General features: G+C 40.5%; 26 protein-coding genes and 1 tRNA gene. 14 read left to right on the forward strand and 13 right to left on the reverse strand.

Annotation, left to right across the window (positions count from 1 at the left end):
• Nucleotides 1-40: 40 nt before the first annotated feature.
• The gene (locus RE474_RS08490) at nucleotides 41-976 is read right to left on the reverse strand and encodes a hypothetical protein (RefSeq protein ID WP_309309948.1); all 936 of its coding nucleotides are present in this window, start codon (nucleotides 974-976) and stop codon (nucleotides 41-43) included.
• A gap of 230 nt (nucleotides 977-1,206) precedes the next feature.
• Here RE474_RS08490 and RE474_RS08495 point away from each other — a divergent pair, with 230 nt between their 5' ends.
• Complete coding sequence (locus RE474_RS08495; protein WP_309309950.1) at nucleotides 1,207-2,103, forward strand: mechanosensitive ion channel family protein; 897 nt, start codon at nucleotides 1,207-1,209, stop codon at nucleotides 2,101-2,103.
• 189 nt (nucleotides 2,104-2,292) lie between these two features.
• Nucleotides 2,293-3,501 carry an aspartate aminotransferase family protein gene (locus RE474_RS08500; RefSeq protein WP_309309951.1) on the forward strand — a complete coding sequence of 403 codons (1,209 nt, stop codon included), beginning with the start codon at nucleotides 2,293-2,295 and terminating at the stop codon, nucleotides 3,499-3,501.
• Between the two features lie 66 nt (nucleotides 3,502-3,567).
• On the opposite strand, the gene RE474_RS08505 is transcribed toward RE474_RS08500, so the two are convergent.
• Both RE474_RS08505 and RE474_RS08510 read right to left on the reverse strand, forming a co-directional pair.
• The gene (locus tag RE474_RS08505) at nucleotides 3,568-4,278 is read right to left on the reverse strand and encodes an alpha/beta hydrolase (protein WP_309309952.1); all 711 of its coding nucleotides are present in this window, start codon (nucleotides 4,276-4,278) and stop codon (nucleotides 3,568-3,570) included.
• 71 nt (nucleotides 4,279-4,349) lie between these two features.
• The gene (locus RE474_RS08510; RefSeq protein ID WP_309309953.1) at nucleotides 4,350-4,940 is read right to left on the reverse strand and encodes a diacylglycerol/polyprenol kinase family protein; all 591 of its coding nucleotides are present in this window, start codon (nucleotides 4,938-4,940) and stop codon (nucleotides 4,350-4,352) included.
• Between the two features lie 214 nt (nucleotides 4,941-5,154).
• Here RE474_RS08510 and RE474_RS08515 point away from each other — a divergent pair, with 214 nt between their 5' ends.
• Both RE474_RS08515 and RE474_RS08520 read left to right on the forward strand, forming a co-directional pair.
• Nucleotides 5,155-5,808: a flavodoxin family protein gene (locus RE474_RS08515; RefSeq protein ID WP_309309954.1), complete on the forward strand. Its 654-nt coding sequence runs from the start codon at nucleotides 5,155-5,157 to the stop codon at nucleotides 5,806-5,808.
• Between the two features lie 287 nt (nucleotides 5,809-6,095).
• Nucleotides 6,096-6,629, forward strand: a complete 534-nt coding sequence (locus tag RE474_RS08520) for a J domain-containing protein (protein ID WP_309309955.1) — start codon at nucleotides 6,096-6,098, stop codon at nucleotides 6,627-6,629.
• Between the two features lie 63 nt (nucleotides 6,630-6,692).
• Here RE474_RS08520 and RE474_RS08525 read toward each other — a convergent pair whose 3' ends face one another.
• From RE474_RS08525 to RE474_RS08535, 3 genes are read right to left on the reverse strand one after another with little or no spacing between them, the layout of a single operon-like run.
• Complete coding sequence (locus RE474_RS08525; RefSeq protein WP_309309956.1) at nucleotides 6,693-7,709, reverse strand: succinylglutamate desuccinylase/aspartoacylase family protein; 1,017 nt, start codon at nucleotides 7,707-7,709, stop codon at nucleotides 6,693-6,695.
• A gap of 2 nt (nucleotides 7,710-7,711) precedes the next feature.
• Entirely contained in the window at nucleotides 7,712-8,617 is a 906-nt protein-coding gene (gene rimK / locus RE474_RS08530; protein ID WP_309309957.1) for a 30S ribosomal protein S6--L-glutamate ligase, read from the reverse strand.
• Nucleotides 8,618-8,626: 9 nt separating this feature from the next.
• Entirely contained in the window at nucleotides 8,627-9,094 is a 468-nt protein-coding gene (locus tag RE474_RS08535) for an ATP-dependent zinc protease family protein (protein ID WP_309309958.1), read from the reverse strand.
• A gap of 175 nt (nucleotides 9,095-9,269) precedes the next feature.
• On the opposite strand from RE474_RS08535, the gene RE474_RS08540 reads away from it, so the two are divergent.
• Together RE474_RS08540 and RE474_RS08545 are read left to right on the forward strand one after the other, a co-directional pair.
• Nucleotides 9,270-9,340 (forward strand) — tRNA-Gly (locus tag RE474_RS08540).
• Between the two features lie 119 nt (nucleotides 9,341-9,459).
• A complete protein-coding gene (locus RE474_RS08545; protein WP_309309959.1) occupies nucleotides 9,460-10,158 on the forward strand; it encodes a DUF1003 domain-containing protein in 699 nt (232 codons plus the stop codon).
• Nucleotides 10,159-10,423: 265 nt separating this feature from the next.
• Here the strand turns inward: RE474_RS08545 and RE474_RS08550 are convergent, their stop codons facing one another.
• The gene (locus RE474_RS08550) at nucleotides 10,424-11,602 is read right to left on the reverse strand and encodes an MFS transporter (RefSeq protein ID WP_309309960.1); all 1,179 of its coding nucleotides are present in this window, start codon (nucleotides 11,600-11,602) and stop codon (nucleotides 10,424-10,426) included.
• Nucleotides 11,603-11,664: 62 nt separating this feature from the next.
• Nucleotides 11,665-12,102: a MarR family winged helix-turn-helix transcriptional regulator gene (locus RE474_RS08555; RefSeq protein ID WP_309309961.1), complete on the reverse strand. Its 438-nt coding sequence runs from the start codon at nucleotides 12,100-12,102 to the stop codon at nucleotides 11,665-11,667.
• 196 nt (nucleotides 12,103-12,298) lie between these two features.
• On the opposite strand from RE474_RS08555, the gene RE474_RS08560 reads away from it, so the two are divergent.
• The 3 genes from RE474_RS08560 to RE474_RS08570 all read left to right on the forward strand — a co-directional run bounded on the left by RE474_RS08560 (nucleotide 12,299) and on the right by RE474_RS08570 (nucleotide 13,904).
• Nucleotides 12,299-13,111, forward strand: a complete 813-nt coding sequence (locus tag RE474_RS08560; RefSeq protein WP_309309962.1) for a carbon-nitrogen hydrolase family protein — start codon at nucleotides 12,299-12,301, stop codon at nucleotides 13,109-13,111.
• A 106-nt stretch (nucleotides 13,112-13,217) separates the two neighbouring features.
• Nucleotides 13,218-13,349 carry a hypothetical protein gene (locus tag RE474_RS08565; protein WP_309309963.1) on the forward strand — a complete coding sequence of 44 codons (132 nt, stop codon included), beginning with the start codon at nucleotides 13,218-13,220 and terminating at the stop codon, nucleotides 13,347-13,349.
• 45 nt (nucleotides 13,350-13,394) lie between these two features.
• Entirely contained in the window at nucleotides 13,395-13,904 is a 510-nt protein-coding gene (locus RE474_RS08570) for a gamma carbonic anhydrase family protein (RefSeq protein WP_309309964.1), read from the forward strand.
• A gap of 35 nt (nucleotides 13,905-13,939) precedes the next feature.
• Here RE474_RS08570 and RE474_RS08575 read toward each other — a convergent pair whose 3' ends face one another.
• Nucleotides 13,940-14,326 (reverse strand): hypothetical protein, encoded by a 387-nt coding sequence (locus RE474_RS08575; protein WP_309309965.1) that lies wholly within the window; start codon nucleotides 14,324-14,326, stop codon nucleotides 13,940-13,942.
• A gap of 176 nt (nucleotides 14,327-14,502) precedes the next feature.
• Here RE474_RS08575 and RE474_RS08580 point away from each other — a divergent pair, with 176 nt between their 5' ends.
• The 3 genes from RE474_RS08580 to RE474_RS08590 all read left to right on the forward strand — a co-directional run bounded on the left by RE474_RS08580 (nucleotide 14,503) and on the right by RE474_RS08590 (nucleotide 17,180).
• Complete coding sequence (locus RE474_RS08580) at nucleotides 14,503-15,303, forward strand: CBS domain-containing protein (protein ID WP_309309966.1); 801 nt, start codon at nucleotides 14,503-14,505, stop codon at nucleotides 15,301-15,303.
• 255 nt (nucleotides 15,304-15,558) lie between these two features.
• Nucleotides 15,559-16,500 (forward strand): phosphotransferase, encoded by a 942-nt coding sequence (locus tag RE474_RS08585; RefSeq protein ID WP_309309967.1) that lies wholly within the window; start codon nucleotides 15,559-15,561, stop codon nucleotides 16,498-16,500.
• A complete protein-coding gene (locus tag RE474_RS08590; protein ID WP_309309968.1) occupies nucleotides 16,479-17,180 on the forward strand; it encodes an HAD family hydrolase in 702 nt (233 codons plus the stop codon). Before RE474_RS08585 ends, RE474_RS08590 begins: the two co-directional genes overlap by 22 nt.
• 336 nt (nucleotides 17,181-17,516) lie before the next feature.
• Here RE474_RS08590 and RE474_RS08595 read toward each other — a convergent pair whose 3' ends face one another.
• Together RE474_RS08595 and RE474_RS08600 are read right to left on the reverse strand one after the other, a co-directional pair.
• A complete protein-coding gene (locus tag RE474_RS08595) occupies nucleotides 17,517-17,816 on the reverse strand; it encodes a hypothetical protein (protein WP_309309969.1) in 300 nt (99 codons plus the stop codon).
• 14 nt (nucleotides 17,817-17,830) lie between these two features.
• Entirely contained in the window at nucleotides 17,831-18,733 is a 903-nt protein-coding gene (locus RE474_RS08600) for a PrsW family intramembrane metalloprotease (protein ID WP_309309970.1), read from the reverse strand.
• 158 nt (nucleotides 18,734-18,891) lie between these two features.
• On the opposite strand from RE474_RS08600, the gene RE474_RS08605 reads away from it, so the two are divergent.
• A complete protein-coding gene (locus RE474_RS08605; protein ID WP_438861571.1) occupies nucleotides 18,892-19,341 on the forward strand; it encodes a DUF5788 family protein in 450 nt (149 codons plus the stop codon).
• Between the two features lie 360 nt (nucleotides 19,342-19,701).
• Here the strand turns inward: RE474_RS08605 and RE474_RS08610 are convergent, their stop codons facing one another.
• Both RE474_RS08610 and RE474_RS08615 read right to left on the reverse strand, forming a co-directional pair.
• Nucleotides 19,702-22,161, reverse strand: coding sequence for a tetratricopeptide repeat protein (locus tag RE474_RS08610; protein ID WP_309309972.1), 2,460 nt, complete (start codon nucleotides 22,159-22,161; stop codon nucleotides 19,702-19,704).
• Nucleotides 22,162-22,276: 115 nt separating this feature from the next.
• Entirely contained in the window at nucleotides 22,277-22,873 is a 597-nt protein-coding gene (locus RE474_RS08615) for a YigZ family protein (RefSeq protein WP_309309973.1), read from the reverse strand.
• Nucleotides 22,874-23,027: 154 nt separating this feature from the next.
• On the opposite strand from RE474_RS08615, the gene RE474_RS08620 reads away from it, so the two are divergent.
• Entirely contained in the window at nucleotides 23,028-26,216 is a 3,189-nt protein-coding gene (locus RE474_RS08620; protein WP_309309974.1) for a tetratricopeptide repeat protein, read from the forward strand.
• The last annotated feature ends 25 nt before the right edge of the window (nucleotides 26,217-26,241 follow it).

The raw sequence follows: 26,241 nt of genomic DNA on the forward strand, positions 1-26,241 counted from the left end.
TGTTTCTATTCTTCTGTTTTTCCCATCTGTAAAAGTTAGATTATGCAATTGTGGTACTAACCAACAATGGATTTGCAGGATCATTTGTTATTTCAAATGAGACCTTTTCAGAAGAACCTAGATTTGTTGCACGTTCAACTCTTACATACAACACAAATGCTTCTCCATTATCCAGTGAGTACACATAATGATGCAATCCAAGTTGTTCGCTTATTTCCGGTGATTGAATTGTTTCACCAGGGTTTAGCAAATAAGTTTCATTGAATATGGATTTGTTATATGGATCAAAGACCTCTACAGCAAATTCATGATTCAGACTGTCTTCGTTGATTATATCAAATGTAAGAGGGTCTATCGGATACTTTTCCATCTCAGACCTTGAATCAATTATGTCGTAAACAGCCACATAGTGGACAGTTTTTCCGTTAGTTACAACATCAGTAGGGAAGATATTGTACATTTTGTCATAGGTTGTTATGGATGCATATACTTCCTCCCCTCTGAGTGACATGTCTACGTTGTAATCGGGATTTTCTTGTGCAAAACCTTTGTACCGGATGACATCCTGGTCACTGTCATCGACTACTTGGATTACAATATCAATGTCTTCATTCATCAGGACAATGTTCAAAGTTCCATTTCTTGCGAAAGAATTCAATTTTTCTGTGTCTATTGTGACAGTTTCATTGTAATCCCAGTCTTCAGGTAGTTTAAGGGAAACTGCACCAACGTCAACCTTAGAAACAATTCCTGTGCTTTGTTCTATTTTAGGGTTTACAGCACTTGTTTGATAGGTGATATTTTCCTGTTCTTCTGATAAAGTACTTAGGTTCTGTTCTTTGCTGGTATTTGCATCATTTGTCTTATTAATGGTATTTTCATGATTTTCGAGTGTTCTGGAATGTAAAAATGCACTGGCAGAAATAACCGAAAGCAGGATGACTAATAATATAATTATTTTATTCTTTGTTTTCATGTAAATTCCCCTTCATATATCACCTCGATGTTACTTATAACTGCGTAATAAAATTACCATAATACTTAATAATATGTGCATAGTATATGCATTAATTACATTCTAATTTCCTATCATTATTCTTTATTTCATCTAGCAGCTATTTTTAATCAAAATATGTCGATAGAATGATATACCTGAACCATTGAGTATAAAAAAACAATAATCTCTGTAACAGGAGCAAGATATACATGGCTAAAAAGACACCACGAACTGGACTGATTTATGTGAAATCAAAACTGGTTCACAAATCATTGAACACTTTTTTTATGTTCTTTGTGTTTCTCACAGCCGTTGCTCTGGGAATTATTGCTGTTGATGAACATCAGATATTTGATGTTCCTGATGTGTTGATCGGGGTTCTGACGGCACTTGTGGTAATTTTCCTTTCATATGCCATTGCAACCCTTTTTACAAAAATTACCGTGAATCGTTTCCTTAATTACTTTGAGGAATTAGGAGAAATTGAAGAGCGTATACTCATGGGTAAGATGTACCTGTGGTTTGTATATCTTATTGCGACACTGGTGGTTTTTTCATATTTCGGTGGCACAGTGAGTAACATCGCTCTCTTCCTTGGTCTGATTACCACGGGTTTTGCGTTCGCTATCAGGGATATCATTCTCTCATATTTCATCTGGTTCATTCTGCTGACCAAAAAGCCATTCAAGATAGGTGATTACATAAGGGTAGGCGAAGACGATTATCTTGAGGGGCAGGTGAAACACATTGGACTTTTCTATGTGGTTATGAGTCCGATGCCGGAAATGTCTGAAGATTATTTCAAGATACCAAACAAGGTTTTCCTTGAAAAACCCATTAAGAATTATGGCAGGGGCAAATTCAGAAATGAATTTGATATGTACTTTGGTATGGATGAGGTTCCGGAAAATCTGCCTGCAAAGATCGAGTTCCTTAAAGAAAAAGTGTGGAATAGCCTTGATATAAGCGTGAACTTTTTCCTTGGTGCAGACCGCGACGGTGTGAAGATTACCGTATACTATAAGTCCACTTTTGATCGCAAGGAGCAGATAAGACACCAGATTACAAGTATGATGCTTAATGAGCTCATGCCAGTTGGTAATTAACGAATTAATGTTCTTAGTGCAGGTCGTTTATATCTTATTCTGAGTTTATATGTTCGTATTTACAATTCAACCCAAAGGTCAACAGCTTGATTAAGGTTGAATATCTTCTACAGATAATTACAACGCATCCCTGATAATAGTGGGATTGTTGTGGATAGACCTGAAATCTATACAGGAAAGTGATGAACAATGTCTAGCAAAGACACAATTGAAATAGAAGACAAGTATTTTGCACCATTCTTCGTGAAACAGAAAATCTCCATCGAGATGGGTGAGGGAGTTTATGTATGGGACGAAGAAGGAAGAAGATATCTTGACTTCACAGCCGGCTGGGGTGTGACATGTATAGGTCATGCAAATCCGGTAATCACTAATGCTCTGGTAGATCAGGGAAGCAAGATTATCCAGAATCCCAATTCAGGACTTACATATTCACCGGCACGAGCACGTTTGCTGTCACTTCTTACAGAAGTTCTTCCTTCTCACCTGACAAGGATATTTTTCACAAATAGCGGAGCTGAGACTAACGATGCTGCAATCAAGCTTGCCCGAAAGGTGACAGGCAGGCCGGAGATAGTATCAACTTACCAGAGTTTCCACGGACGTACAATTAGTACCGCATCAGCCACAGGCCAGGCTAAGAACAGGGACAGGTATAATCCTCTGATGCCCAATTACCGCTTTGTTCCATACAATGACCTGAGTGCAATGGAGGAAGCTCTTGATGAGAGTGTTGCAGCAGTTATTATCGAGCCGATCCAGGGTGAGGGTGGTATTCGTATACCTTCCGAAGAGTATCTGGCAGGTGTCAGTGACCTGTGTAAAAAGAATGGCATTCTGCTTATCATGGATGAGATACAGACTGGTTTTTTCAGGACAGGGCCTGCTTTTGTCACAGGCGGATACAACGTAAAAGCTGATTTCCTGACAATGGCAAAGGGAATTGCAGGCGGCTTCCCATTCGGTGCTTTTGCAATGTCCGAAGAGGTTGCAGAGAAACTTGAGATTGGCGACCATGGTGGTACTTACTGTGGAAATCCTCTTGGTTGTGCTGTTTCCTATGCGGTTGTGAAATACCTTCTTGACAACAATATCTCTGAGAATGTGGAGAAACTGGGTAAGTTGGCTTTGAGTCATATGAAAGAATGGCAGGATTCATATGGAGATGTAGTTATCGATGTCCGTGGAAAAGGTCTTCTTATAATGATCGATTTCAAGGATCAGGATGTCTGTACGAAGGTCAAGGATGAATGCCAGGAAAAAGGTTTGCTTGTAACACAGACTCAGGGCATTGGAATAAGGATATTCCCGGCTTTGAATATAACTGAAGATGAGATTATGGAAGGCTTGCAGATAATGGAAAATGCAATTGCAAGTGTTGTGAAGAATAGCATTTGATTGCTATTCTCTTCCTTTTGTTTTTGTTTTTTATTTGTTTTTTACTACTGGATTGCAGACAATTATTCACAACTTGCAAAGATGTTCTGATAACCATTGTCTGTAATAGCTGAGCTGATCTGGTGTATGAAAGTAATGTTCGCCGTTTTCCATTACTTCCAGATTGCAATTGAATTTATTTGAAAAGGAACTCACAATATCGTATTCGCAAATGTTATCTTCTTTTCCATAAAGGAGTGCAGTAGGACTATTCCATCGAAGAACTGGATTCTCTTTTACATAGCAATAGTAATCCCAGTACAGTGTTTGTCCCGCTGGCGTGGGGATTTCCTCCTCAGTCTTCAATTGTTCTTCGCTGATATTGAACCATGTCATCATATTTTCAATTATACGTTCCATGTTGACAACCGGAGAAAGGAACAGGCACTGGTGCAAGGAAATCTCCTTACAGGCAAGCAGACTGAAATATGCTCCTATACTGCAAGCAAACAAGCTAATTTCGTTAGCATTTGCTTGTGCATAGTCCATGATTTTACAAAGGTTACTGACACAGTTCTGAACTTTGCAAGGTGTCGTTTCATCTATTCTGTCTCCATGCTGTGGCAGGTCAAAACTAAGTACCTGATAACCTAAGGGAACTGCTTCTTCAGAAAGAATAGAAATAGGAGTGTCTTTTTTGTGTGACATGTTCCCATGGACCGCAACAAACAGCTTTGAGCTGTCTTTTCCCCATAAAACAGCCGGGATGTTGTCGATTAGTAGGTCGTGTTTTTTCATCGTTTCTCCATTATTACTCGTTAATGTATCTGTAAATAACCTTATTTTTCACAAAACTCTTTAATTTAACTCTACAGGTTCATATAGGCTGTAAGCATCACCATTAATTCTCCTGCAAAGCCCGAGAACACGGGAATTGCAAGGTTATCATCTATTTTCTCAAAGCCGGTTTCCACAGCAGTGGCAACAAATGCCATAATAAGTGCAATTCCCGGGTTTGAAAGTAAGACGTAGCCAATAACAAGGTCTACAATGAATTCGGCAATGCATCCTTCAAGGGATTTACTATTTCTGAATATTCTTCTCCTGCCAAACTTTTTGCCAATCAGTGCTGCACTCATGTCTCCAAAGGTTGCCATGAGTAGGGCTGCATAGGCAACATTCTCACTGAAGATGGAGACTGCTACGATAGCACCGAGTGTGAAGTAAATGTGTCCTGCAATTGATGTCTCTTCCTCCCTACGTAGGAGGTGATTCACGAAGGGTAATTTGCATCCACGGTCCAGGCGCAGGTGCTCGATGATTAGGACGATGACAAGATAGGATGCCATGAAGTAGAGAACAATTGTTTTTCCGAAAAAGTAGTAGACCAGAACGATAGCAACGGATGCAAGGTGAAAGGCCTTGCGCAATATCTCGTCTTTGAAACTTCTGGGTGCCATATTCATCAATTTATTTTTTCAGATATAAATAGGGTTCAATTCCATAGGTGATGTATAATTGTGTGATTGTCTGAGGTCACTCCAGTATACATGAGCACATTCTTGTACATTCCAGTGCCGATTAAGTATATTAGAGTATACTCCTAAAATGCAAGTATAGCAAAAATGTCTGGACAGACAGCAGCGGACAGACATCTATCAAGGGAGCTAAAAAATGAAAGTAATAGGAATATCAGGATCACCAAGACCTGACAGTAACACAGACAGGGCACTTAAGGTTGCACTGGAAGCAACCGGTATGGATACAGAATTCATCAAGCTCAGTGAGTATACCATCAAACCATGTCAGGCATGCCTGAAATGTCTAAATACCAATGTTTGTATCATCGGTGATGACGGTAATGTGATCGCAGAGAAGATAAAGGATGCTGATGCCCTCATCGTTGCAGGATACACGCCTTACTCATCAATCGATTCCGGGACCAAGGCAATGCTTGAGCGTCTCTATGCCATCAGGCATAAGAATGGTTACATGAGAGGAAAGCCCGGAGGTATCATCATCACCTCGGCAGTTCCATGTATGCCTGAAGCACCGCCGGTTGCTGAGACCGCTGTGAATGCAGTTGCTGCATATATGCAGGAAGAGGGCATGGAAATCGTGGGCGATGTGAAGATTCTCGGAAATGTCCCATGTGTAAGTTGCGGTTATGGTGACGAGTGCGAGCTTAGCGGCATCTCTATGATCTACGGACCCGAAGCAACGGTGGATTCCGTAGGCATCAACAAGCTGGAGGACCAAGAAGTCTCTTTTGAGGGAGCAAAGCAACTTGGTAAAGCTATAACCGGCTTCCTGAACTCAAAGGAATAAACGTCAGAGTAAAATTCCTCTACTAATTTTTTTGATGATGAAGTATGAGAATATCGGATTTTTAACCCCCTCTCCTTTCACTCACACAGGTCCATAGGATATTCTCATACGACCTTCCCTCATCTCAATGTGTTGTTCTTATTCAAAAATGAGATACTCATCTCTTTTTTGTGTCTGCATGTGCTTTAGTGGTGTATTGATAAGAATGGTCATTTAAGATCATACGTATAGTTATATAAAGGAGCATGGACTAGTGGAGACTTCAAAAACGAAAATGAGTGAATAAAATGCTTAAAATTAAAGGACATGAAATTGGTTCTGTGTCTGTAAAGGGTGCCAGTACCAGAAGGGCTGTCCAATTTCAGAACAATATTATTACTATTCTAAGAAAGATTGGTGTTAATGAAAATGACATTGATATCCCTCTTGAACGTATGGCAATGAAAAAGGTAAAGGCATCTGCTACATGGTGGATAGCAGATGAACGCATGCATTATAGCCATAATATGCAAAAGAACTACGTTGAGAATCTCTATGTTCTGTCCAGAGTGATTGAGCTTGAGGCTAACAGGGTTCTTTCCGAGGAAAACACATTATCCGAGTTCATTTCAGAGTTCAGAGAGGATTCCGATATTTATGAGAGGCGTCAGGAAGCACGAGAGTTTTTCGGCTGTGACCATGATGAGACCGACTTTACAGTCATAAATGAAAAGTACAAAATACTGGCAAGAGAGTTGCACCCGGACAAGCCAACCGGGGACGTTGAGAAATTCAAGCAGCTCAACATTGCTCATAAGATATTGAAGAGAGAATTGACATAATCTCACTTCACATCCACATTCTAGAATTACTTTTTTAATGCTATTTTTTCTCTTCTTTCCTTTTCATTCTATAGGTGAATCCAGTTCTTCATTGTATGTTTCAATGTAGCCAGAGACTTCTTCTGCTTCCTGGTATCTGGCTATGTGGAATGTGGCATCTCCTTCATGTACAAGCGGCATGTTTGTTTTTCCAATGACTATTCCAAAAACAGAACTTGTAACTTTTGTTTCGATTTCGCCAAGAGGGTCACTTATGTAGCCAAGCAGCTCTCCTTTCTTAATTGAAGCTCCAAGAGGAACAATTGAACGAAAAATTCCACTATCATTTGCACGTATCCAGGTTGTTTCCCGTGATATAACTGTATTATAATTTTTCTTTTTGTTTACCGGTCTCCTCATTTCCAGACATGACATTACTCCAAGTACGCCCCTTACACCTGCCCTGATAGCTACTTCATCAAAACGCAGGGCTTCGCCTGCTTCGTATAACAATACAGGTATATTTCTTTTCTTTGAAGCTTCACGCAATGAACCGTCACGCATGTCGGTATGGATAATAACCGGTACTCCAAAGGCACGGGCTAACTTTTCGATATCTTCATCTTCTTCAAGGAATGCACGTATCTGAGGCAGGTTGTCCTTGCCTGTTGCTCCGGTATGCAGGTCTATTATATGGGTGCATTTATCCACAATTTCCTCTATCAGGATATTTGCAAGGCGGGATGCCATTGAACCTTTTTTTGAGCCAGGGAATGATCTGTTCAGATCTCTTCTGTCAGGCAAATAGCGGGACTGGGATACGAAACCAAAAACATTCACAACCGGAATGGCAATAAGAGTACCTTTCAGATTGTTTATTGTTTTATGTTTCAATAGACGGCGGATTATTTCCACGCCGTTGATCTCATCACCATGTATTGCAGCACAAACTAAAAGGCATGGGCCGGCACGTTTTCCATGTATTACATGAACAGGCATTGATGCCGCCTTATGAGTATAAAAACTGGGAATCGGTAATTCGATAGATTTTCTTGTTCCCGGTTGTATGGTCGTGCCTGCTATGGTGATGGGTGGCTGCATTATCAACCTTGTCCTTTGGTTGCGGTTTTACCGAATTTGCTGTTTTTTTCGATATACTCGATAATCATGCCTGCAATATCTTTTCCAGTTGCGTTTTCTATTCCCTGAAGTCCCGGACTGGAATTCACTTCCATTACAACAGGTCCATGATTTGAGCGCAAAAGATCAACACCTGCAACATTAAGTCCCATTATTTTTGCAGCTCTGACTGCTGTTGAACGCTCTTCCGGTGTTATTCTGATAGTTGTTGCAGTTCCGCCACGATGGATGTTCGATCTGAATTCCCCTTCCGGTCCCTGTCTTTTCATGGAAGCTACAACTTTTCCTCCAATTACAAAGCAACGGATATCTGCTCCATTTGCTTCTTTTATGTATTCCTGCACTAAGATGTTCGCTTTTACACCCATGAATCCTTCGATGATGCTTTCTGCAGCTTTCTGTGTTTCTGCAAGCACAACTCCTATTCCCTGTGTGCCTTCAAGGAGCTTTACAACAAGAGGTGCTCCTCCTACCATTTCTATCATATCTTTTACATCATCTGGCTTGTTGGCATATACTGTGACAGGCAGGCCGATACCCTGACGGGAGAGTAGTTGTAATGAGCGTAGTTTATCTCTGGACCGTGTGATTGCTACTGATTCATTTAGCGGGAAAACGCCCATCATTTCAAACTGTCTAAGGACGGCTGCACCATAAGATGTAACTGATGCTCCGATGCGTGGTATTACAGCATCAAAATCTTTGAGGTCTTCTCCTTTGTAGTGAATGGATGGATTATGTGAAGTAACGTTCATGTAAGCTCTTAATACGTCTATTACATGAACTTCGTGTCCTCTCTCTTCAGCCGCTTCAATTAATCTTCTTGTTGAGTAAAGTTTACTGTTTCTTGAAAGTAAAGCAATTTTCATTGTTATCCTCTATTTTAATCCGTAAACAAGTTTTGCGTTCTTTTTTCCACATTTAAAAGATGCAGCAGGATCAACAACTGCCCTGTTTTCCAGTGCAGTTCTCCCAAGCAGCATTTTAAAACGCATTGTATCGCGGTCAGTAAGTGTTAGCTCTATAGGATAGGAATATGTACCAATTACAATAAGGGTTTCGATGACAAAACGCATTTCCCGATGCCCACCGGAGTCGCTCACCAGACGTTTATCTTTTAGAGGAGCAGTGCATTCAATTACAAAATCCTGATTTTTCTGTATTGGATGTAACAGAAAACGGACCATGTCAACACTGTTTTCTGTGTATCGATCGATCTCAAAAGCATGTAATGCTGATGTTCTTGCACCGGTGTCAACCTTTGCTTTTATGGCAGGAAGTCCAAGTTCAGGCAATGCGACCCATTCCCTCCATCCAAGCGTCATAAGCTGTTCATTTTTTTTCATCTGATTTTCTCATATACTTTTGTGCTATTTTGCCTTATAATTAATTGAAAAGTGGTATTTTTTCTTTTTATGGCTCTGAATGTATATATAAAGAAATCCTGTCCGTATTTTTTGCAGATATCAATAATAATTAATAGATGCAAATTCAATACAACTTATTGTATTATTTTCATGTGCGGCTGTGGTTTAGCGGTATGACAGAGGCTTCCCAAGCCTTTAACCCGGGTTCGAATCCCGGCAGCCGCATTGGTATTTTTGCTTAAAGGGTAATCGTTTTTAAGTATTCATTCATAGATGAAAGGAAGTTTTGAAATAGCTTCAATGACAAAACTGCTGATAATTAAGAAGGTGAGTGGAGTGGCCAGATGAAGCAGAAAATGGCAACTTGTGAGATATGCGGTCAGTCTAAGCAGATGTCCGATACAATTCCTCTGGAACTTGTGAGCAAGTCAGTTCTGGATATAATTCTTAAGGAACATCCGGAATGTTCACCAGGTGGTCACATATGTATATCTGATCTTAATCATTTCAGGCAGTTATACATCAACGATCTTCTTGAAACTGAAAAAGGTGAGCTTTCTAAGCTGGAAGAGGAGGTTGTGAAAAGTCTCAGGGAACAGGAATTTCTCTCAAAGAACATCAATCTCGAATTTGACCGGAAACTGACCTTTGGGGAACGACTCTCGGACAGGCTTGCGGATTTTGCAGGAAGCTGGTTCTTTATCTGCTCGTTCACATTACTGACGCTTTCCTGGATAGCTATAAACTCCTTCCTGCTAATTACAAAACCTTTTGATCCCTATCCTTACATTCTTCTGAACCTGATGCTCTCCTGTCTTGCTGCAATACAGGCACCATTTATTCTCATGAGCCAGAACCGGCAGGAATCAAAGGATCGTCTGCAGGCTGAATATGATTATCGTGTAAATCTTAAATCAGAGCTGGAAATCCGCACCCTGCATGAAAAAATGGACCATCTTCTTATGTACCAATTCAAGAGGTTCATGGAAATTCAGGAAATTCAGATCGAGATGATGGAGGAAATTTTAGAGAAAAAGAAGTGATTACTGAAGCCTTTTGCATCTTTTTGAAAATCCACTTTCCTCCATTCAGAGTAAGATATACTCAGTATCTTCTGCCTGATGTCATCTGAATCCTGCCTTTCAACACTATAAGCAGGTTTGCTAAAATCAAGAGTTTTCTTTTTCCCAACAAGAAACTGAGCAATCACCCTTACTTATAAATACTATGTATGGTTGAGTAGATAAGTTACCCAACCATTAATCAACAACTATTGGAGAAAGTTTCAATCAAATTTCCTATTGGAATCTACCTATCATCCAAAGGCTCAGGAGAGACTGAATACGGCAGTGATGCCCTTCTATTTTTGACATGTACGTCACCTGTTTTATCAAAATTATTCCTCATCAGGTAGGTTGTCAGAGCAATAAGCAACCCCAGTATTCCTGATATCGTAAAGACCGTGTTGATGTCAGAATGCAGCAGGACTATACCAAGCACTATAGGTGAAAGACTCTGGCCGGTGTACTTCATAGTGTTGTGCATAGATAACACTCCTCCTCTTGATTCAGAGGGTGAGATACGAATGATCTGTGCATCATTCGTGGTTTGGGCAAGCCCATAACCTGCACCAAATACCAACATTAAAAGAAGAATTGTTACAATTGAATTCGCAAATGGAATAGATAATATTGCCAATCCGACAAGTGCAAAACCAGCGGTAATAACCTGTATCATCGAATACTTTGTGACCAGGACCTTTACACGGGATGCCATTATAATGACGGCCGTTCCCTCGAAAGCCAACACATATCCTGCTTGTTTTGCCGTATAACCGAACACAGCCTTGAGCATGAATGGCATGTAGATGATCACTGAGAACAATAGGAAGAAAATAGCAAAGCTCAGGAAGACTGTGTATAGTATTCGCAGATCTTTAAGTGCTGGAAATACATTGATTATGCCGCTATGGCTATCAGTTTCTTTCTTTACACTTGTTTCCGGAAGGAAAAAAATCACAAGAACAGCGAATGGCAGTGCAAGTGCATAGAAAAGGAACGGGTAGTTCCATCCCATAATTGCCAGCCCTCCGCCTATGAGAGGGGCAGATACTGTACCAATGGCAATAGCCATACTAACTCTACTCATTGCATGTAAACTATCATGGCCTTTGTACACATCTCCTACGATTAGCATAGACAAAGACATCATTCCTGCGACACCTATTCCCTGTATAAACCTCATTACAAGAAGTGCTTGCAGATCAGCTACAAAATAACTGATAAGCCCCATCAGGCCATAGAGTATGAGGCATGGGGCAAGTATACTCTTACGTTTCACACGGTCAATGAAATGTCCGATGACCAATGTAAAAATGGCTGTTGAAATGGTATATACCGAGATCATCAGCCCGATCTCGTGGGATGTTGTATTCAGAGGTGTCACCATATCTGGCAACACCGGTGCTAAAATAGCACTACCTGCCATTGCAAAAAAAGCAGTGACACAAAGCATTAAAAGGTGAGTTTTTTTAAATTGCATAATATTGCCTATTTATCCTGCAGTCTTTCGGATACGTTTTTGAACATAGTTTCAAGTGAGCTAATGATATCTTCTCTTTGAGTTCTATCCAGATTAGAAAAAAGGATATTTTCCCACTCAGTGGCTATCTTTTTCATATCAGGTTCCAGCCTTTTCCCTTTATCTGTAAGAAATATCCGGTATGATCGCCTGTCTTTCTCATCGATCTTTTTGAAAACATAACCTTCATCAACAAGTTTTTTTATGGCCCTCGTAGTTGTGGCTTTATCGATCTTCAGGTAGTTTGAAAGACATTCCTGATTGACACCATCTTCATGATACAATTGCACAAGAAAAGAGAATTGTCCACTTCCTATGCCATATGGTTCCATTTTTTTATCAATATAGATCTGTCCATATCGGTGGAGATATGAGATGAACTTTCCACTGAAATCATTATCATGCATTATTTGTACACCTGTTTTGATTCTCTATAGTGTCGGGTCAATTAGTTGCAGACACAACGATTTGCGGCTGTATATCCCACCAACCGATATATAGTTGCTGATGCAACTGATTTTAAAACTTCTTTGTGATAACCAAAAATAGCACTAACTACAGGTTATCTTTATCATGTGAACTCTCTTTATACCTCTCTGAAAGGTGAGTGAAACAGTGAAAGTTGCCTGCATCCAGATGAATGTCTCAGTTTGCTTAAAGCATGATAATATTCAGCGTGCTCTTCAGATGGCAGAAAAAGCAGTTTCCAGGGAAGCCGAATTGCTTGTTTTCCCTGAAGTGTTCTCCACCGGTTTTTGCTATGAACGGATCGAAGAGCTTGCAGAAGATGTTCCGGGTCCGACAATTGATGCCCTCTGTGACTTTTCAAAGGAACATGGCTGTATCCTTGCAGGTTCAATCATAGAACGAAGAGAAAAGGATACAACAAACAAAAAAGATCAGACTCCATCTCAATACAATCTGGGTTTCTGCATCGAGTCAGGAAAACTGGCAGGCTCACACCGCAAGGTTCAGCTTTACGGACCGGAAAAAGAATATTTTGCATCCGGGGGCAGTATCGGTCCCATCAAACTGAAAAAGCACGACCTTTCAGTCGGACTCATCGTATGTAATGAACTTCGCTACCCTGAAATTGCACGAAAACTGGCAGTTGAAGGTGCAGATATTTTTGTATCATCAGCCGAGATCCCGGACTTTTATGCTCATCCCTGGCGAATCATGTCAATTTCCAGGGCAATTGAAAATCAACTTCCTCATGTCGCTTGCAACAGGGTTGGAAGAGGAAAGCGCACAATCTATCCCGGCGGCTCTTTGATAGCAGATGGCTGGGGTCGTATCCTGGAGGAAGCAGGAAGTGAGGAAACAGTTCTTATAGGGGAAATTGACCTTGATAAGGCAAAAGAGATCAAACAAAAAGGTTCTATTCTACAGAATCTAAGAACTGACCTTTACTGAGATTATGGTATGATTTTGTTCTTCGGTTCATTGGAATAATCTTTTCTAAAAACACCCACAGCTTTATTTTACTTACAAGTCCTAATTACTTGAGGAGGAGAATTCCATGCCAAGATACTGTAAGATATGTGGAGCAAAAAGCGGACGATGTAATCATCTGATAATTGATTTTGGAGAAAGGGAAGAAGAAAGTCCTAAGAACAAGGAAGATTCTCAAAACTCTGATACTCATAAATGATTTTAAAATCATTTTTGCTAATCTCTCTTGCAAAACGTGATTCAAATGATCCTTAAATTCAAATCCTCAAGTCCTGATATCTCTGATTCTTCTTTTGTAGCTGACAACGCAACTGTGATTGGCGATGTTGTTCTGGAAGAAGATTCCAGCGTGTGGTTCGGCGCGGTAATACGTGGTGATGTTAGCTCCATTCGCGTTGGAAAAAGGTCAAATGTTCAGGATAATGTTGTCATTCACACGTCCGAAAAATTTGGTGTTGAGATTGCAGATGATGTGACAATTGGTCACTGTGCCGTGGTTCATGGCTGTAAGATTGCCAGCAATGTTCTCATTGGGATGAACTCAACAATACTGGACGGTGCGGAGATTGGAGAGAACTGCATCATCGGTGCAAATGCACTTGTGCCGCCGGGGAAGAAAATTCCTGCGAGGAGTATGGTCATGGGGGTTCCTGCAAAGGTTGTCAGGCAGCTTTCAGACGATGAGGTCGTTGGTATAAAAGAGAATGCAGCTGTTTACGTCAAACTGCTGCATGAATACAAGGGTATGGATTGAATAAAACTGAAAAAAGTATTTGGTGCAGGTGGCATTTAGATACCAAAACGCACCATTGCTACAAACATAATAATTCCGAGTATTAACAGGGCTCCGAATATAAGGACTATTTTCTTTCTGAGTTCTCTTTCCTTTGGTGTAAGAGGTCTTAATTCATGCTCATGTTTGTTCTCATAATGGTTTCCTATAATAGTTCCAATTACAAGACCTATCATATACCCCAGGAATATGTTATTCAGAAGCAATGCAATCGGGATAGCAATTGCAATGCCAGCTGCAAGTCCATAACCCATATAATGGCCTCTGGGATATTTTCCTGTACGCTTGTACTCTTCTTTCTTGAGCTTGAAAGCAAAATACGACATTACAAGTCCTGCAAGAAGTATTACAAGGATAATGATCATAGGAATTGAATAGCTCATAATCCTGCTTTGTTTCCTTTTACTTAATAGTTAACGGATGATATATCCCCACCTTGCATCCAGTCTCTAGTTTCAAATACTTGTGAAGCATATTATATTATGGAGTGAATGGCTGTCTGTGCGCAGGGGAAGCCACAGTTCAGCATAAGATAAGTTCACATTCAGGGAGTGAATCAATGAAAGTCGGAGATATAATGACCACAGACCCGGTCTGTGTGAAAGAGAGCGATCTCATGACACATGCCCGGCAGGTATTGCGTGATAACAATCTGCATGGACTTCCGGTATTGAATGGTAACGGTTCTGTACTTGGAATGCTAGATGATCAGGATATATTGAGAGTAAAGTCAAACAAATCAGATGTAACTGTAGGGGGTTACATACGTGAGACTCCTCTTATTACTCCAGATACTGATGTGCGAGAAGCTGCAAAACTTCTTCTTCAGGCAAGGCAGCACCGCTGTGCAGTTGTAAGATCCTCAACTGACAGAACCATTATGGGTATAATAAGCGATAAGAACATACTGAGGAATGCTCACATATCAAAAATGGAGCCGAAAGCAGTAGCTGATGTCATGAATACCAGGATTATAACAGCTTATCCTGATGACAGCATTGCAAAGATATGGGGTAACATGCTTGAATGGGATTACACTGGAATTCCTGTAATATCACACGAGGATGAGGTAATGGGAATCATCACAAGAGGTGCGATACTGAAGGCCGGTTTTGCCCGAACCATCGACCATTCGAGCGAAGCCCACGACAGCGTGGCTGTGGACTCTCCAAAGGTGGAAAAACTGATGATAACTCCGCTTTACTCGATAAGTCCCGGAATAACGGTGTCCAAGGCGATCGAAGCCCTTATCGATTATGATATTGGGCGCATATGCGTCACAAAGGATAAGTGTCTTGTGGGCATGGTGGACAGGTTCTCTCTCCTTAAAGAATGCCTTCAACACCCATGTTTTGACTGAGTCTCTTGTGAACGTTTCATAACAAAGGGCAGTTTTGCCCTTCTCTTTCTCTTCTCTGTCCGATAGTGTCGATGGGATATACATGTTCGACCTGGATGACGGAATGAGATGCTTGTCCCTTTCGGGGAGCTGGATATGTTGTCAATATTCCTTTTTAAAATCCATACAAAAGATGCTCTTCTTCACTCTGAAAATATAAAGGACAAGTACATATAGTCGTGAGGTCCTCCTTATTAATTATGGAGAATCGCGGCTTTGAAGACCTATGTTAATACTCTTTATCCGGGAGACTATTTCAGGGACTGGCTCGTCTGGATACTTGGTGACAGGATACGCAATAAGAACTGTGCAGTTGACGTATTCAAGTATTCCCCATCCTCGCATACTGTTTGCAGATATAAGTTCAGGGATGAGCATTACAGTGTGATTGCGAAATTCTTCGGTGAACCATGTGGTAAGATGAAAAGGTACAATGCTTATGAGGCAATGACAAATGAATTCAATAACCTCAAAAGAGTGGAACAATTCATCAATGTTGCAAGACCAATAGCCATAAACAGCGACATGAATTATGTACTTGTGACGGAATACATATCAGGTAAGTCCCTTTTCACCTATATGGAAAGTGAAAAGCATCTTTATGACCGTTTGACATCAGTTGCACATATGCTTCGCAGGCTCCATGACAATACTGAAGGGTATTACAACAAGGAACGTGAATTTGCGAATTTTCATCATGTGCTCGACCAGCTTCGTCTGGACCATTCCACAAGGCAGCGTTTCAATGAACTACTGGGAAAATGGTGGCACAGCTCCCTTATAGATCGATATTCAGGATGCATGGTACACAGGGACGCAACGCCATGTAATTATATATTCAGGCATGGAGTACCTTATGCCCTGGATTTTGAAAGTTCCTGGGAGAACGGCAATGCTGTAAGGGACCTTGGGATAATGTGCTCGGAACTGAAGAATTATTTTGAACTCAATAAAGGGTCGGGAAACAATGCAGAGCCATATATCGGTCATTTCCTCTGGCATTATAGCAGGAATGAAGAGGATTTTCATTATGTGACACGTACCCTTCCTTTCTTCATGAGCCTGGGCCTGCTGAGGTCTGCAAGGTTGCATCGCCGTTATCCTCATTACAACTATCTTTTAAAGGAGGCCTTAGAATGTCTGAAAGCCCTCAAGTAAAGGGAATGGTATTCGATTGTTACCACACATTAATCAATATCATCACGGATGAAAACAGTTTTGATACGTACGATACGGTGAGCAAGTGGCTGAAGTATGAAGGCGTGGTCATTGATGCTCTCAGACTGAAAGATGAATACAAAAACAGGGCAGTAGCCATGGCAGAAAGTTCAGGTGAGGCTTACCCGGAAATTAAAGTTGAGAAGGTCTTTGAGTCCATATGCAGGGATTTTTCGATATGGGATATCGATGAGGAAGAACTGGCAGTAGCAGCTTCCCGTCTTTTCAGGTCGGCTTCTTTACGCAAACTGGAAGCATACAACCAAAGTATTATGCTGCTGGAGAAATACCAGGATATTCCAAAATGCATAGTTTCCAACGGACAGCGCGTATTTTCAGAGCCCGAACTGCGTTTTCTGGGTTTTCATCAGTATTTTGACCATATTATCTTCTCATCAGACCTTGGTTATAAAAAACCTGATAAACGTCTCTTTGAGAAAGCTCTGGAACTTCTGGGGCTTGAAGCCAGTGAAGTGATATCAATTGGTGATACTCCCAAAAATGACATTATACCTCCACTGGAACTTGGAATGCAGGCAATGCATATACAAGATGCATGGAATGAAGTGTGGGGCGAGGAAGATTCCATGCCTGAAGAAAATGAATATGAGGACGATTGATCCGTCTTATTTTTCCCGTATCCTGCAATCATCTTTGCACATGTTTCTGATAAATTTCTCCACAAAATCGTAATTTTCAAGTGTTCAGAACACAATACTCTTTTCAGCAAATCCTGCTTTCAGGGCAATTGTCTTAGATTTAGGATAAAAGGTAATTTTGGATATATTCTTCCATTTCAATTCCTGGTTCTGATGCGAAGCTGCCAAGAATCCTGTGCCAGACACAGTTGGATTTCCGGGAAGTAGTCTCGCGAATATGAGCAGGAAATTGATTTTACTGTTGTTTGCTTTCTGTTTCTCTCTGGTGATGGTACTTACTGATTCGCTGTCAAGATTTTAGGATAGCCTGTATTTGTTGCCGTAATCTGCAATAATAAATAGTGCTGTAAACAGGAACAATATCCCTATCAACATAAGTGCATAATTCATATCTCTTAAATTGCCGCTTGTGGAATATGCGCTTCCACTAAGGATTGATGGAAGTATGGTAAGTGCTACAATAGCTGCTGTGATCAGTGTGGCAATTCCAAGCACTCTCAGTAGCTCATTGAGAATGAACCTGTTAGTTAGTATTGAAACATCAATGTCCCATTCTATCTTTTTCTGGGAACTCTTTTTTAATTCAGCCTCTACCAATATAATTGTTAAACTTATTTCCAGCATCCGGACTGTTGGATTCCCTGTCTGAGACGTTCTGTTTGGAGTCTTTTGGCTTCACGGTAGTGCCTCCACAGCAGGTAGAATCCTACAATAGCGACAGATATCTGACCGGTGAATACATTGAATGCGGTCTGAGGGAACAATGATAGTACTTCAGGTAGTCCGTTCCATAATCCATGTAGGGCAGCTACTGTAATGTATCCTCCAATAACTTTGAGGTTAATATGGAATTTGCGGGGTCCGCTCTCTCTGAACATGGTACTGACAAGAATTGCTGTCCATGTACCATGTCCGATAGGTGCGATAAGTCCTCTTACAAGAGTGATCAGGACTGTTTGCGAAAGGCTTCCTCCGCTATTTAGGAACGCTGTAAACGCGTATCCTGTACTTTCAAGAGCTGCAAACCCCATTCCTGAAGCGGCTCCGAGGATAAGTCCGTCCATTTCGGAATCATGGAAGCAGCGTTTAGCAATAATAAGTACTCCGATTATTTTGGCAAACTCTTCGATAAGTCCCACTTCGAATGAGTAAAATAATGACTTTTGTGACAGGAATATCGGTTCAAGAGTAGCTGCTGCCAGTACTCCCAGCATCCCTCCGTAGAAAAAAGCCCATGCGGTTGTTGGCATGTCCAGTTTGCTAAGGTGCCTTCTCTGGTAGAAGAAAGCAACATAAGTAATAGGTACTAGAAAATTCCCAAGCATTACAACAGTGGGGAATATATTGGTATTACGGGTAGCAGCAAGTGCAAAAACTCCGAATATATAGAGAAGTAATCCTCCGGTGAAGACCTTAAGCCATGAAAGGTTTCTGTTACTCTGCATTTCCTCATAATTGGGCTGCTGTTCAGTAGTAGCATTATCCGGTAGTTCTTCAGGAATTGTTATATCCATTTTATCTCGTTACCTTAGTTCTCCATAATATTGTAAGATAACAAAACTTATTTTTATTTAAAGATACTTGGATGTATATCTCAGAAGCTGTATTTTTATAACTTATTCAAAGTCAGCAGTGTTAATCTGTATAAATCTATGGAAATGTCAATATGTCAGTGAAGGATGATACATTATCAGAATGGGAAAGGAAACAACTTCTTACAGCCTTGCATTCCAGGCTTTTCTGGGTAGGAGAAGAAATTCCATACTCTATTGAAATTAAAGACAAAAAATGTAATTTGCACGAACGTGTATGGGAACTGATAAATAAAGACAATATTACCGATGAAGACAGAAAGCATATTGAGGAGTATATAAGTTATCTCCGGGAAAAAGAGCAGGAAGACGAAACAAAGCTCAAGACTGAGAAACTCACAAGAAAAGAAGCAAAGGCTATTTTCAATGAAACCGGAGGAATTTTAAGAGCCATTATGGATCTCAGGGAAGTAGAGGACGGGACTGTAAAAATGAAAGAAAAAGAGTTTCATAATATCTTTTTTAAGGAACGTGTGGCTGAAGCGCGAAGATGGCTTCGGTTCCTGCAGGATTCTGGTGGCCTTACATAACTTTTTTTCTGTATGTATGATGTTTGTAAATATGCCAAATACATCATCATAATGATAATCACTATATACCATTGTATAGATATATTTATATAGTATGTTATATTTGTAGAATATGCAGTCACAGCCAAAACGCAGGCATGTGACAGAGAAATGTCCCAAAATGGTACGATATGGACATCATCAAACCCGCCAAAAAAACGGATTGGATTGCATAGGAATGTGGGATGGAGATATTCCCCTCAATATTTTCAAGTTGCACTACCCACATTCCCTCCGTCAATCATGAGTATGAGCAAAGGCAGGGAGTAAAATAGCATTCTACAGAATGCGGAGTTATTGTCATTTCATTTACTCAATGCCTTAGTTACCTTCTTCTATTCTTTTTGCACTTTCATACATCCAGTTTGCATCATCTTTTCTTCCCATGAGCTCAAGCACGTAGCCCAGATTCTCAAGGGTTATTGTCACATAGGATCGGTATGTTTTATTTTCAGGATTCTGGTCCATGATGGCAGCGTATGATCGCAGTGCGTTCTCATAACTTTTCTTTGCTTCACCATACATTCCTGCATTCAGGAAAAAGGCACCCATGCCATCAAGTACACCTGCATGGTCAAGTTCATATTCAACATTTGAAGGGTCAGCATTCATAAGATTCCTGTAGGTTTCCAGGGAAGTAAGGAATCTCTTTTCTGCCTCGTTCGCAATTCCAGCCCCTACTGCCAGCTCGGCAAGTCTTGTGTTTAGTGCTGCAATCCTTTCAACCGGATACATATTTTCAGGTTCCAGAGCAGCAAGTTCTGAATATGCTTCAAGTGCATAATTACACATGTAACCGGATTCTTCTGTTTCTCCCTTCTCTGAAAGAGTATATGCAATTCCATCGATGACAGATGCTTTGTTTACAAGTATCTGGATGTTGTCAGGATATTTTTCTGCAAGGGCATTGTATTTTGATAGCAGGAATTCCAGGGTCTCAAGTTTCTTGTCGATCTGCTTATTTGAGGCAGACATTTCCATCTTCTCAAGCAGTTTTATGATCTTAGGAATGTATCTGCCTGAATCTTCATCCTCCTGAATTTGCTCATAAAGCTTCAGTGCGTCCATTAACTGTCCCATTGCAACCATTATGTCTGCTTTCTTTCCCTGTATCTCTTTCATTCTTCCTGCGTTCCTTCCTTCCAGGTCAGGGATAATACCAAGCAGTTCTGCTCTGATCTCAAGAATACGGTCATATTCCTTTGCGATGAAATCAACATCACCGGTATGGTCTGCTTTCTTCTCAAGCTCTAAAAGAATGATGTCTATATTGTCTTTAATGTCCCTGTCTGTTTCACCACTCTTTATAAGTTCCATATAGCTGATCAAAGCTTCATCATAGCGCCCAAGATCAAATTGTACCTTTGCTGTGTTCTTCAGAACCTCATTCATCTTAGAATCATCTCCAGTTGCATGCTTCACGGTCTCATATATGGATAAGGCCTTCCTGAAATTCTCAAGGGCTTCAGAATATCGTTTTTCTTCAGCAAGTATCAGTCCTGTTTCTTTGCACATATCTGCACTGATGAGTCCGAGTTCAAGGTTGTCCTGGCCAGTTTTTCCTATTTTATCTCCAAGTTGTCTGTATAGATCAAGTTTAGATTCGTTTTCTTTTTTAAGCTCTGCAAAAGCCAGCATGTCTTCAATAATAGCTACTGCAGCATGGATTGTATTATTGTCATCACCTTCTCTTTGAAGGATATTTACAACAATATCTACTGCTTCTTCTATATTTCGAATCGCACCTTCTATATCATCTGAATCTTTCAGGAGATTTCCAATAATATCAAGTGAGAATGCCACATTAAGCTGGTATGAAGTATTTTCAGGTTCAGAGGCAAGTATTTTTCTTGATGCATCAAGTATTAGTCCGTATTTTTCCATCAGTTTCTGAGTATCTTCCTCTGCTTCCAGAAGCCTGTTCATATCTCTCAGGATACCGATGCTTATCTTCCTGCCAGAGTCATCCTCTTTTTCATTGTCAATGAATGCAGAAGCAATTTCCAGTGCCTCTTTCAATTTAGAGAGTGCAGCATCTTCCCGGCCTTCATTTTCAAGTATATGGGCGCTGTTTTGCAGGATGGCAGCAACTTTCAGGGAGTTACTCCCTTCATCTTCCGCTTCTTCCATATACAACTGCAGCAGTTTTTCGTATTTTTCTTTCTCCATTTCGGATGCATTTTCCAGAGGAATGTTCAATAGGTTCTCACGAATGATTTTTTTCTTTTGCAGATTGCTGTTATCATCGTGTTTTTCTGCATCAGATCCTTCCTGAAGTTCAAGAGCCTCTTCAAAAGCATCAAATGCCCTCTCATATTTTCCGGTTTCAGCAAACAGGGCACCCATATTATTCAGAGTGGATATCATGTTGGTGATATGTGACTGGTTTGAAGGATCTTTCTGCACAAGGTCCCGATAGTTCTGCGCAGCAATAGCATACCTGTCCCCAGCTTCCATTTTCCTTCCTGCATTCTCAAGTGCAAGTGCCATGTTACTGAACATATTAGCTCTCTGCTCCGGCAAAAGGTAATCTGGCTCACTTTCAACAATATTTGCAGCTTTTACGTATCTTTCCAGAGCTTCCTCTTTTTTCCCCTGTGAGAATAGCAGGTCTGCATATGTCTGCAACACTGCAACCTCAATCTGCGGTGAATCGGCATGTTTTGCCTGCTCAGCTGCCTGTTTTAAAATTTCCAGTGCATCTTCATGCTGTCCCTTCTCAATAAGGCTTACTCCTTTGTTGAAGTGCCTGTATGCCATATCTCTTGCTCTTTTGGACATGTTGCTCTCGGTTTATTTAATGATGATAAAGTAAACAAATAAATCTTCCTATTTATTTTTCCAAGAAAAATAATATTTAATGATTTTATTGACCCTGCTTTTTAGGTGGAAGTATCTATATAATAGTAACCCTGTTCTTGGTTATGTTAATAAGCTTTTCCTGAAAACTATCTTTGTAATCTGAATCTACTTCCACTGTAAAAGAAACAACTTCTGAGAAATCTGTTTTTAATATCGTGCCGTACTGTTCTGCAAACCTGGAAACAGTATCCATATCAGAATAATCTGATTCGATTTTCACTACAGACTTTTCAGTAACTTCGATGATACCTGCATTTTCAATGGCTTCAATGGCCGCCTCCCTGTAAGCTCTGGCAAGTCCTCCGAATCCAAGTTTGACCCCTCCAAAATACCGGGTTACAACGACTGCAACGTTGCTTAGTTCCTTCATCTCAAGGATCTTGAAAACAGGTTTTCCTGAACTTCCGGCAGGTTCACCATCATCATCATACTTCATTGCAAGCATGTTGTCCCTGTTTATCAGGTATGCTGAAACGTTGTGGTTTGCATCATGGTGGCGTTCTTTGATGGAAGATACAAATGATTTCGCCTCTTCTTCGGTCTCCACTGGAATGGCATAGGCAATAAATATGGAGTTCTTTATCTCTTTCTGTGCTTGTCCTGATTCTCTCAAAGTTTTAATGCCTGCCAATGTTTGATCTCCTTTTCTTCATCCCTCTTAATATATTCTTCACGCCATGATAATCAGTTACGAGCGACAATTTAAATTAGATATATGTAAATACTTTTGATTACTATATCGGATTACAATTATTAGTAAAACATCTCATTAGTCAGGTAATGTTATGGTCTTTAAAAACTCTGTCCTCGGCATAATACTCCTGTTGGCTTTGATCTTTTTTTGTCCTTTAGCTAACAGTCTGGGTCAGGAAGCCAGGGATTTCAACTCAATTGCAGTTTCTATGGCTGAAAACGGATCGTATGATGAGGCTATTGCCTATTATAATAAAGCACTTGAGGCAGAACCTGATTACATTCAGGCCCTTGATAACAAAGGCTCCACGCTTTATCTGGCGGGTGATTACAATGAGGCTTCAAAAGTATTTGACCGTATACTTTCCATTTATCCTGATTCACCTGCAGCCCTTTTCAAAAAAGGTATGGTCCTTTCCAGTCTGGGTCAGGATGAAGAAGCCATTGAATATTACAACAGATCACTTGTGCTGATTGTCAATGAAAGCACACTCGATTATGAAACAGTCTTTGACATTGGTATTTTTTCGTTGGTCGATATTTCAGATGACAGTAAAACTCCTGACATATCATTTGACCCAAGGTTGCCAAGCGTCTGGTACCAAAAAGCAGTTTCTCTTGAAGACCTTGGACGATATAATGAATCCATGTATTATTATGATCAGGTTATTGATCTTGCAGAGTCTCAATCTTCAAAATTCTCAATGAAGGCAGCCAGTCTTTATAAACTGAACAAGTACAACGATTCGATTGATTATTATAACAGGGCACTTGAGATTGAACCTGATAACTCAAAGTACTGGTATGGAAAAGGAATGGCATATGACGGACTGGATGACTACAATGCTGCCATCTCTGCTTATGATGAGGCAATCTATTACGATTCTGAAAATATCAATGCTATCTATAACAAGGCAGTTGACCTTGACAAAATGGGCCAGTCCGATCTTGCGGTACTACAATATAATGCTTACCTGGCACTGGATCCGTATGCTGTCGATATATGGTACAAGATGGGGACTACCTATGAAGAGCTTGGAGATTATGCATCTGCACTTAAAGCTTATAATCAGGTTCTTGTTTATGAGCCTGAAAATGGTGAGGTATGGACCCGAAAAGGTGCTGTTCTCGACATCCTGGGAAGATACCAGGAAGCCATTGATGCATATGATAAAGCACTTCTGGCGGGCACTGATAAAAAGGCTTCAGGTACTTATGGTGCAGGAGCCGGACTTTTTGGAATGCCTGTAGAAGTATCGGACTGTTTTTCAGAAACGTCGGATATCAAATCTAATTCCGCACTTATCTGGTATAATAAGGGTCTTGCTTTCTACAAGATGGGCAACTATGAAAGTGCAATTGAAGCATTAGATAATGCGGCTGCAACTGAATACGATCATCCTCAATTATGGTATTATATGGCAGTTTCTTATGAGAACCTCGGAATGTATGATGAAGCTGTAAGTTCATATGAAAAAGCAGTTAAGGTAGACGACTCATGTCCAAGAGTATATTATGATCTTGCACTGGATTATGATCGTTTGGGTGAGTACAGCTCTGCTCAAAAGGCTTACACTAAAGCGGTGCAACTGGAACCTAACTTCACAGCAGCCTATTATAACAAAGCTCTTGACCTTGATAATCTGGAAAAGTATGATGAATCTGTAGACGTATATTCAAAGGTTCTTGAACTGCAGCCCGCTTCCATTGATACATTACTCAGGAAAGGAAATGCATTGAATAAGATTGGTGAATATGAAGAAGCTATAAGCTGTTATGAACAGATACTGCAGATCGCCCCGACTAACGCCGTGGCAAAATTCCAGCTTGAAGTGAACAGAGAGATTCTTGATAGTGCGAATAAGAGTTCTTCTTATGTTGTTCCTTCAACGGTTTTTGGTGTTATGGACAATAATATTTTCAGTTCTGACATCTTTATATGGTATTCATCAAATCCCTTTGAAGGCTCTTACTCCACCAATTTAAATGATGCTGAGATATTAGGTGATGTAGTCACGTATGATAATGTGTGGGTTTCCAGAGGTTTGACTCTTGAACGTTTATCCATGAACAACCAGGCAGTAGAATCATACACTACAGCTTTACTTCTTAATCCGTCCTCGTCCAAAGCATGGGTAAGCCTTGCATCTTCTTACGAACAATTGGGTGAATATTCAAATGCCGTCACCTGCTATGAACAGGCAGTGTTACTTAATCCATCTGACAAAGATGCGTGGTACAGTAAAGGTCTGTCTCACTTTAATAATGGTGACAACCAGTTAGCTGTGGAATCATTCTCCAGGGTGCTTCAGCAGGATCCTGATAATCAGGATGCACTTTATTATGAGGCAATGGCTTATGATAATCTGGGAATGTACACTGAATCTCTCAAATCCTATGAGTCTATCCTCAAAAATGACGCCCAGAATACAGATGTCTGGTACAAGGCAGGTTCAGCAGCATATAATCTTGGACTCTATGAAAATTCTATAGATTCTTTCAACCGTGTGCTTATGTATGATCCTGGCAACGTATCCGTGCTTAAGATGCAAAGCAATGCAGCAGTAAGTCTTGGTGAGTATGATACTGCACTGGAGTATTATGACAGGATACTTGATGTAACACCGGCTGATTCAATCACACTCTTTGGAAAAGCTTCCATCTATACTCTCCTTGAAAGATATGATGAAGCAATTGCAACTTACGATTCAATACTGGAACTTGAGCCTACCAATGTGAAAGCACTGAACAGCAAAGGTTTCACTTATTATCTGATGGGTGATCTTGATGTTGCTACAATATGTTTCGAAGCGGCAGCAGCAGAAGATCCGGCAAGTGTATCTGCATGGTATCATCTGGGCATGCTATCGTATATGAGAAGTAGCTATAAGGGTTCTGTCTACTATTATGATAAAGCCCTGGAACTTGATCCTTTATGCATTACTGCATTGTATAACAAGGGCTTTATATTGAACATAATGGGTGAGGTAGATGCTGCAGTGGAATGTTATGACAGGATACTGGCAATTGATCCAGACTCGACATCAGCTCTGTATAACAAACAGTTTGCTCTCTATCGTATCGGTAAATCAGTATCTGCCGACGAAACGAAAGTAAAACTGGAGGCAATAGATCCTGGCTTTACAGCAGCCCTTGATGACAGAGGTACTAAGTTCTTCCTGCCAACGTCATATAGTGATAGTCTGGATTATGAACTGCCGTCCCGATGGTATTTTGATACCGCGGGCAGTACAGTAGCTAATACGACTGCAAGTACATGATCCGTGTCTGACCTTATCACACAAA

The organism is Methanolobus sediminis (assembly GCF_031312595.1).
GTDB lineage: Archaea > Halobacteriota > Methanosarcinia > Methanosarcinales > Methanosarcinaceae > Methanolobus > Methanolobus sediminis.

What these genes read in the sequence shown, in the direction of transcription:
- RE474_RS08525 (WP_309309956.1), bottom strand. Translation starts at nt 7,709, where the DNA reads ATGCAGCCACCCATCACCATAGCAGGCACGACCATACAACCGGGAACA.
- RE474_RS08610 (WP_309309972.1), bottom strand. Translation starts at nt 22,161, where the DNA reads ATGTCCAAAAGAGCAAGAGATATGGCATACAGGCACTTCAACAAAGGA.
- RE474_RS08520 (WP_309309955.1), top strand. Translation starts at nt 6,096, where the DNA reads ATGCTTAAAATTAAAGGACATGAAATTGGTTCTGTGTCTGTAAAGGGT.
- RE474_RS08575 (WP_309309965.1), bottom strand. Translation starts at nt 14,326, where the DNA reads ATGAGCTATTCAATTCCTATGATCATTATCCTTGTAATACTTCTTGCA.
- RE474_RS08565 (WP_309309963.1), top strand. Translation starts at nt 13,218, where the DNA reads ATGCCAAGATACTGTAAGATATGTGGAGCAAAAAGCGGACGATGTAAT.
- RE474_RS08500 (WP_309309951.1), top strand. Translation starts at nt 2,293, where the DNA reads ATGTCTAGCAAAGACACAATTGAAATAGAAGACAAGTATTTTGCACCA.
- RE474_RS08545 (WP_309309959.1), top strand. Translation starts at nt 9,460, where the DNA reads ATGAAGCAGAAAATGGCAACTTGTGAGATATGCGGTCAGTCTAAGCAG.
- RE474_RS08505 (WP_309309952.1), bottom strand. Translation starts at nt 4,278, where the DNA reads ATGAAAAAACACGACCTACTAATCGACAACATCCCGGCTGTTTTATGG.
- RE474_RS08510 (WP_309309953.1), bottom strand. Translation starts at nt 4,940, where the DNA reads ATGGCACCCAGAAGTTTCAAAGACGAGATATTGCGCAAGGCCTTTCAC.
- RE474_RS08515 (WP_309309954.1), top strand. Translation starts at nt 5,155, where the DNA reads ATGAAAGTAATAGGAATATCAGGATCACCAAGACCTGACAGTAACACA.
- RE474_RS08590 (WP_309309968.1), top strand. Translation starts at nt 16,479, where the DNA reads ATGTCTGAAAGCCCTCAAGTAAAGGGAATGGTATTCGATTGTTACCAC.
- RE474_RS08535 (WP_309309958.1), bottom strand. Translation starts at nt 9,094, where the DNA reads ATGAAAAAAAATGAACAGCTTATGACGCTTGGATGGAGGGAATGGGTC.
- rimK (WP_309309957.1), bottom strand. Translation starts at nt 8,617, where the DNA reads ATGAAAATTGCTTTACTTTCAAGAAACAGTAAACTTTACTCAACAAGA.
- RE474_RS08600 (WP_309309970.1), bottom strand. Translation starts at nt 18,733, where the DNA reads ATGGATATAACAATTCCTGAAGAACTACCGGATAATGCTACTACTGAA.
- RE474_RS08495 (WP_309309950.1), top strand. Translation starts at nt 1,207, where the DNA reads ATGGCTAAAAAGACACCACGAACTGGACTGATTTATGTGAAATCAAAA.
- RE474_RS08555 (WP_309309961.1), bottom strand. Translation starts at nt 12,102, where the DNA reads ATGCATGATAATGATTTCAGTGGAAAGTTCATCTCATATCTCCACCGA.
- RE474_RS08550 (WP_309309960.1), bottom strand. Translation starts at nt 11,602, where the DNA reads ATGGCAGGTAGTGCTATTTTAGCACCGGTGTTGCCAGATATGGTGACA.
- RE474_RS08620 (WP_309309974.1), top strand. Translation starts at nt 23,028, where the DNA reads ATGGTCTTTAAAAACTCTGTCCTCGGCATAATACTCCTGTTGGCTTTG.
- RE474_RS08490 (WP_309309948.1), bottom strand. Translation starts at nt 976, where the DNA reads ATGAAAACAAAGAATAAAATAATTATATTATTAGTCATCCTGCTTTCG.
- RE474_RS08580 (WP_309309966.1), top strand. Translation starts at nt 14,503, where the DNA reads ATGAAAGTCGGAGATATAATGACCACAGACCCGGTCTGTGTGAAAGAG.
- RE474_RS08570 (WP_309309964.1), top strand. Translation starts at nt 13,395, where the DNA reads ATGATCCTTAAATTCAAATCCTCAAGTCCTGATATCTCTGATTCTTCT.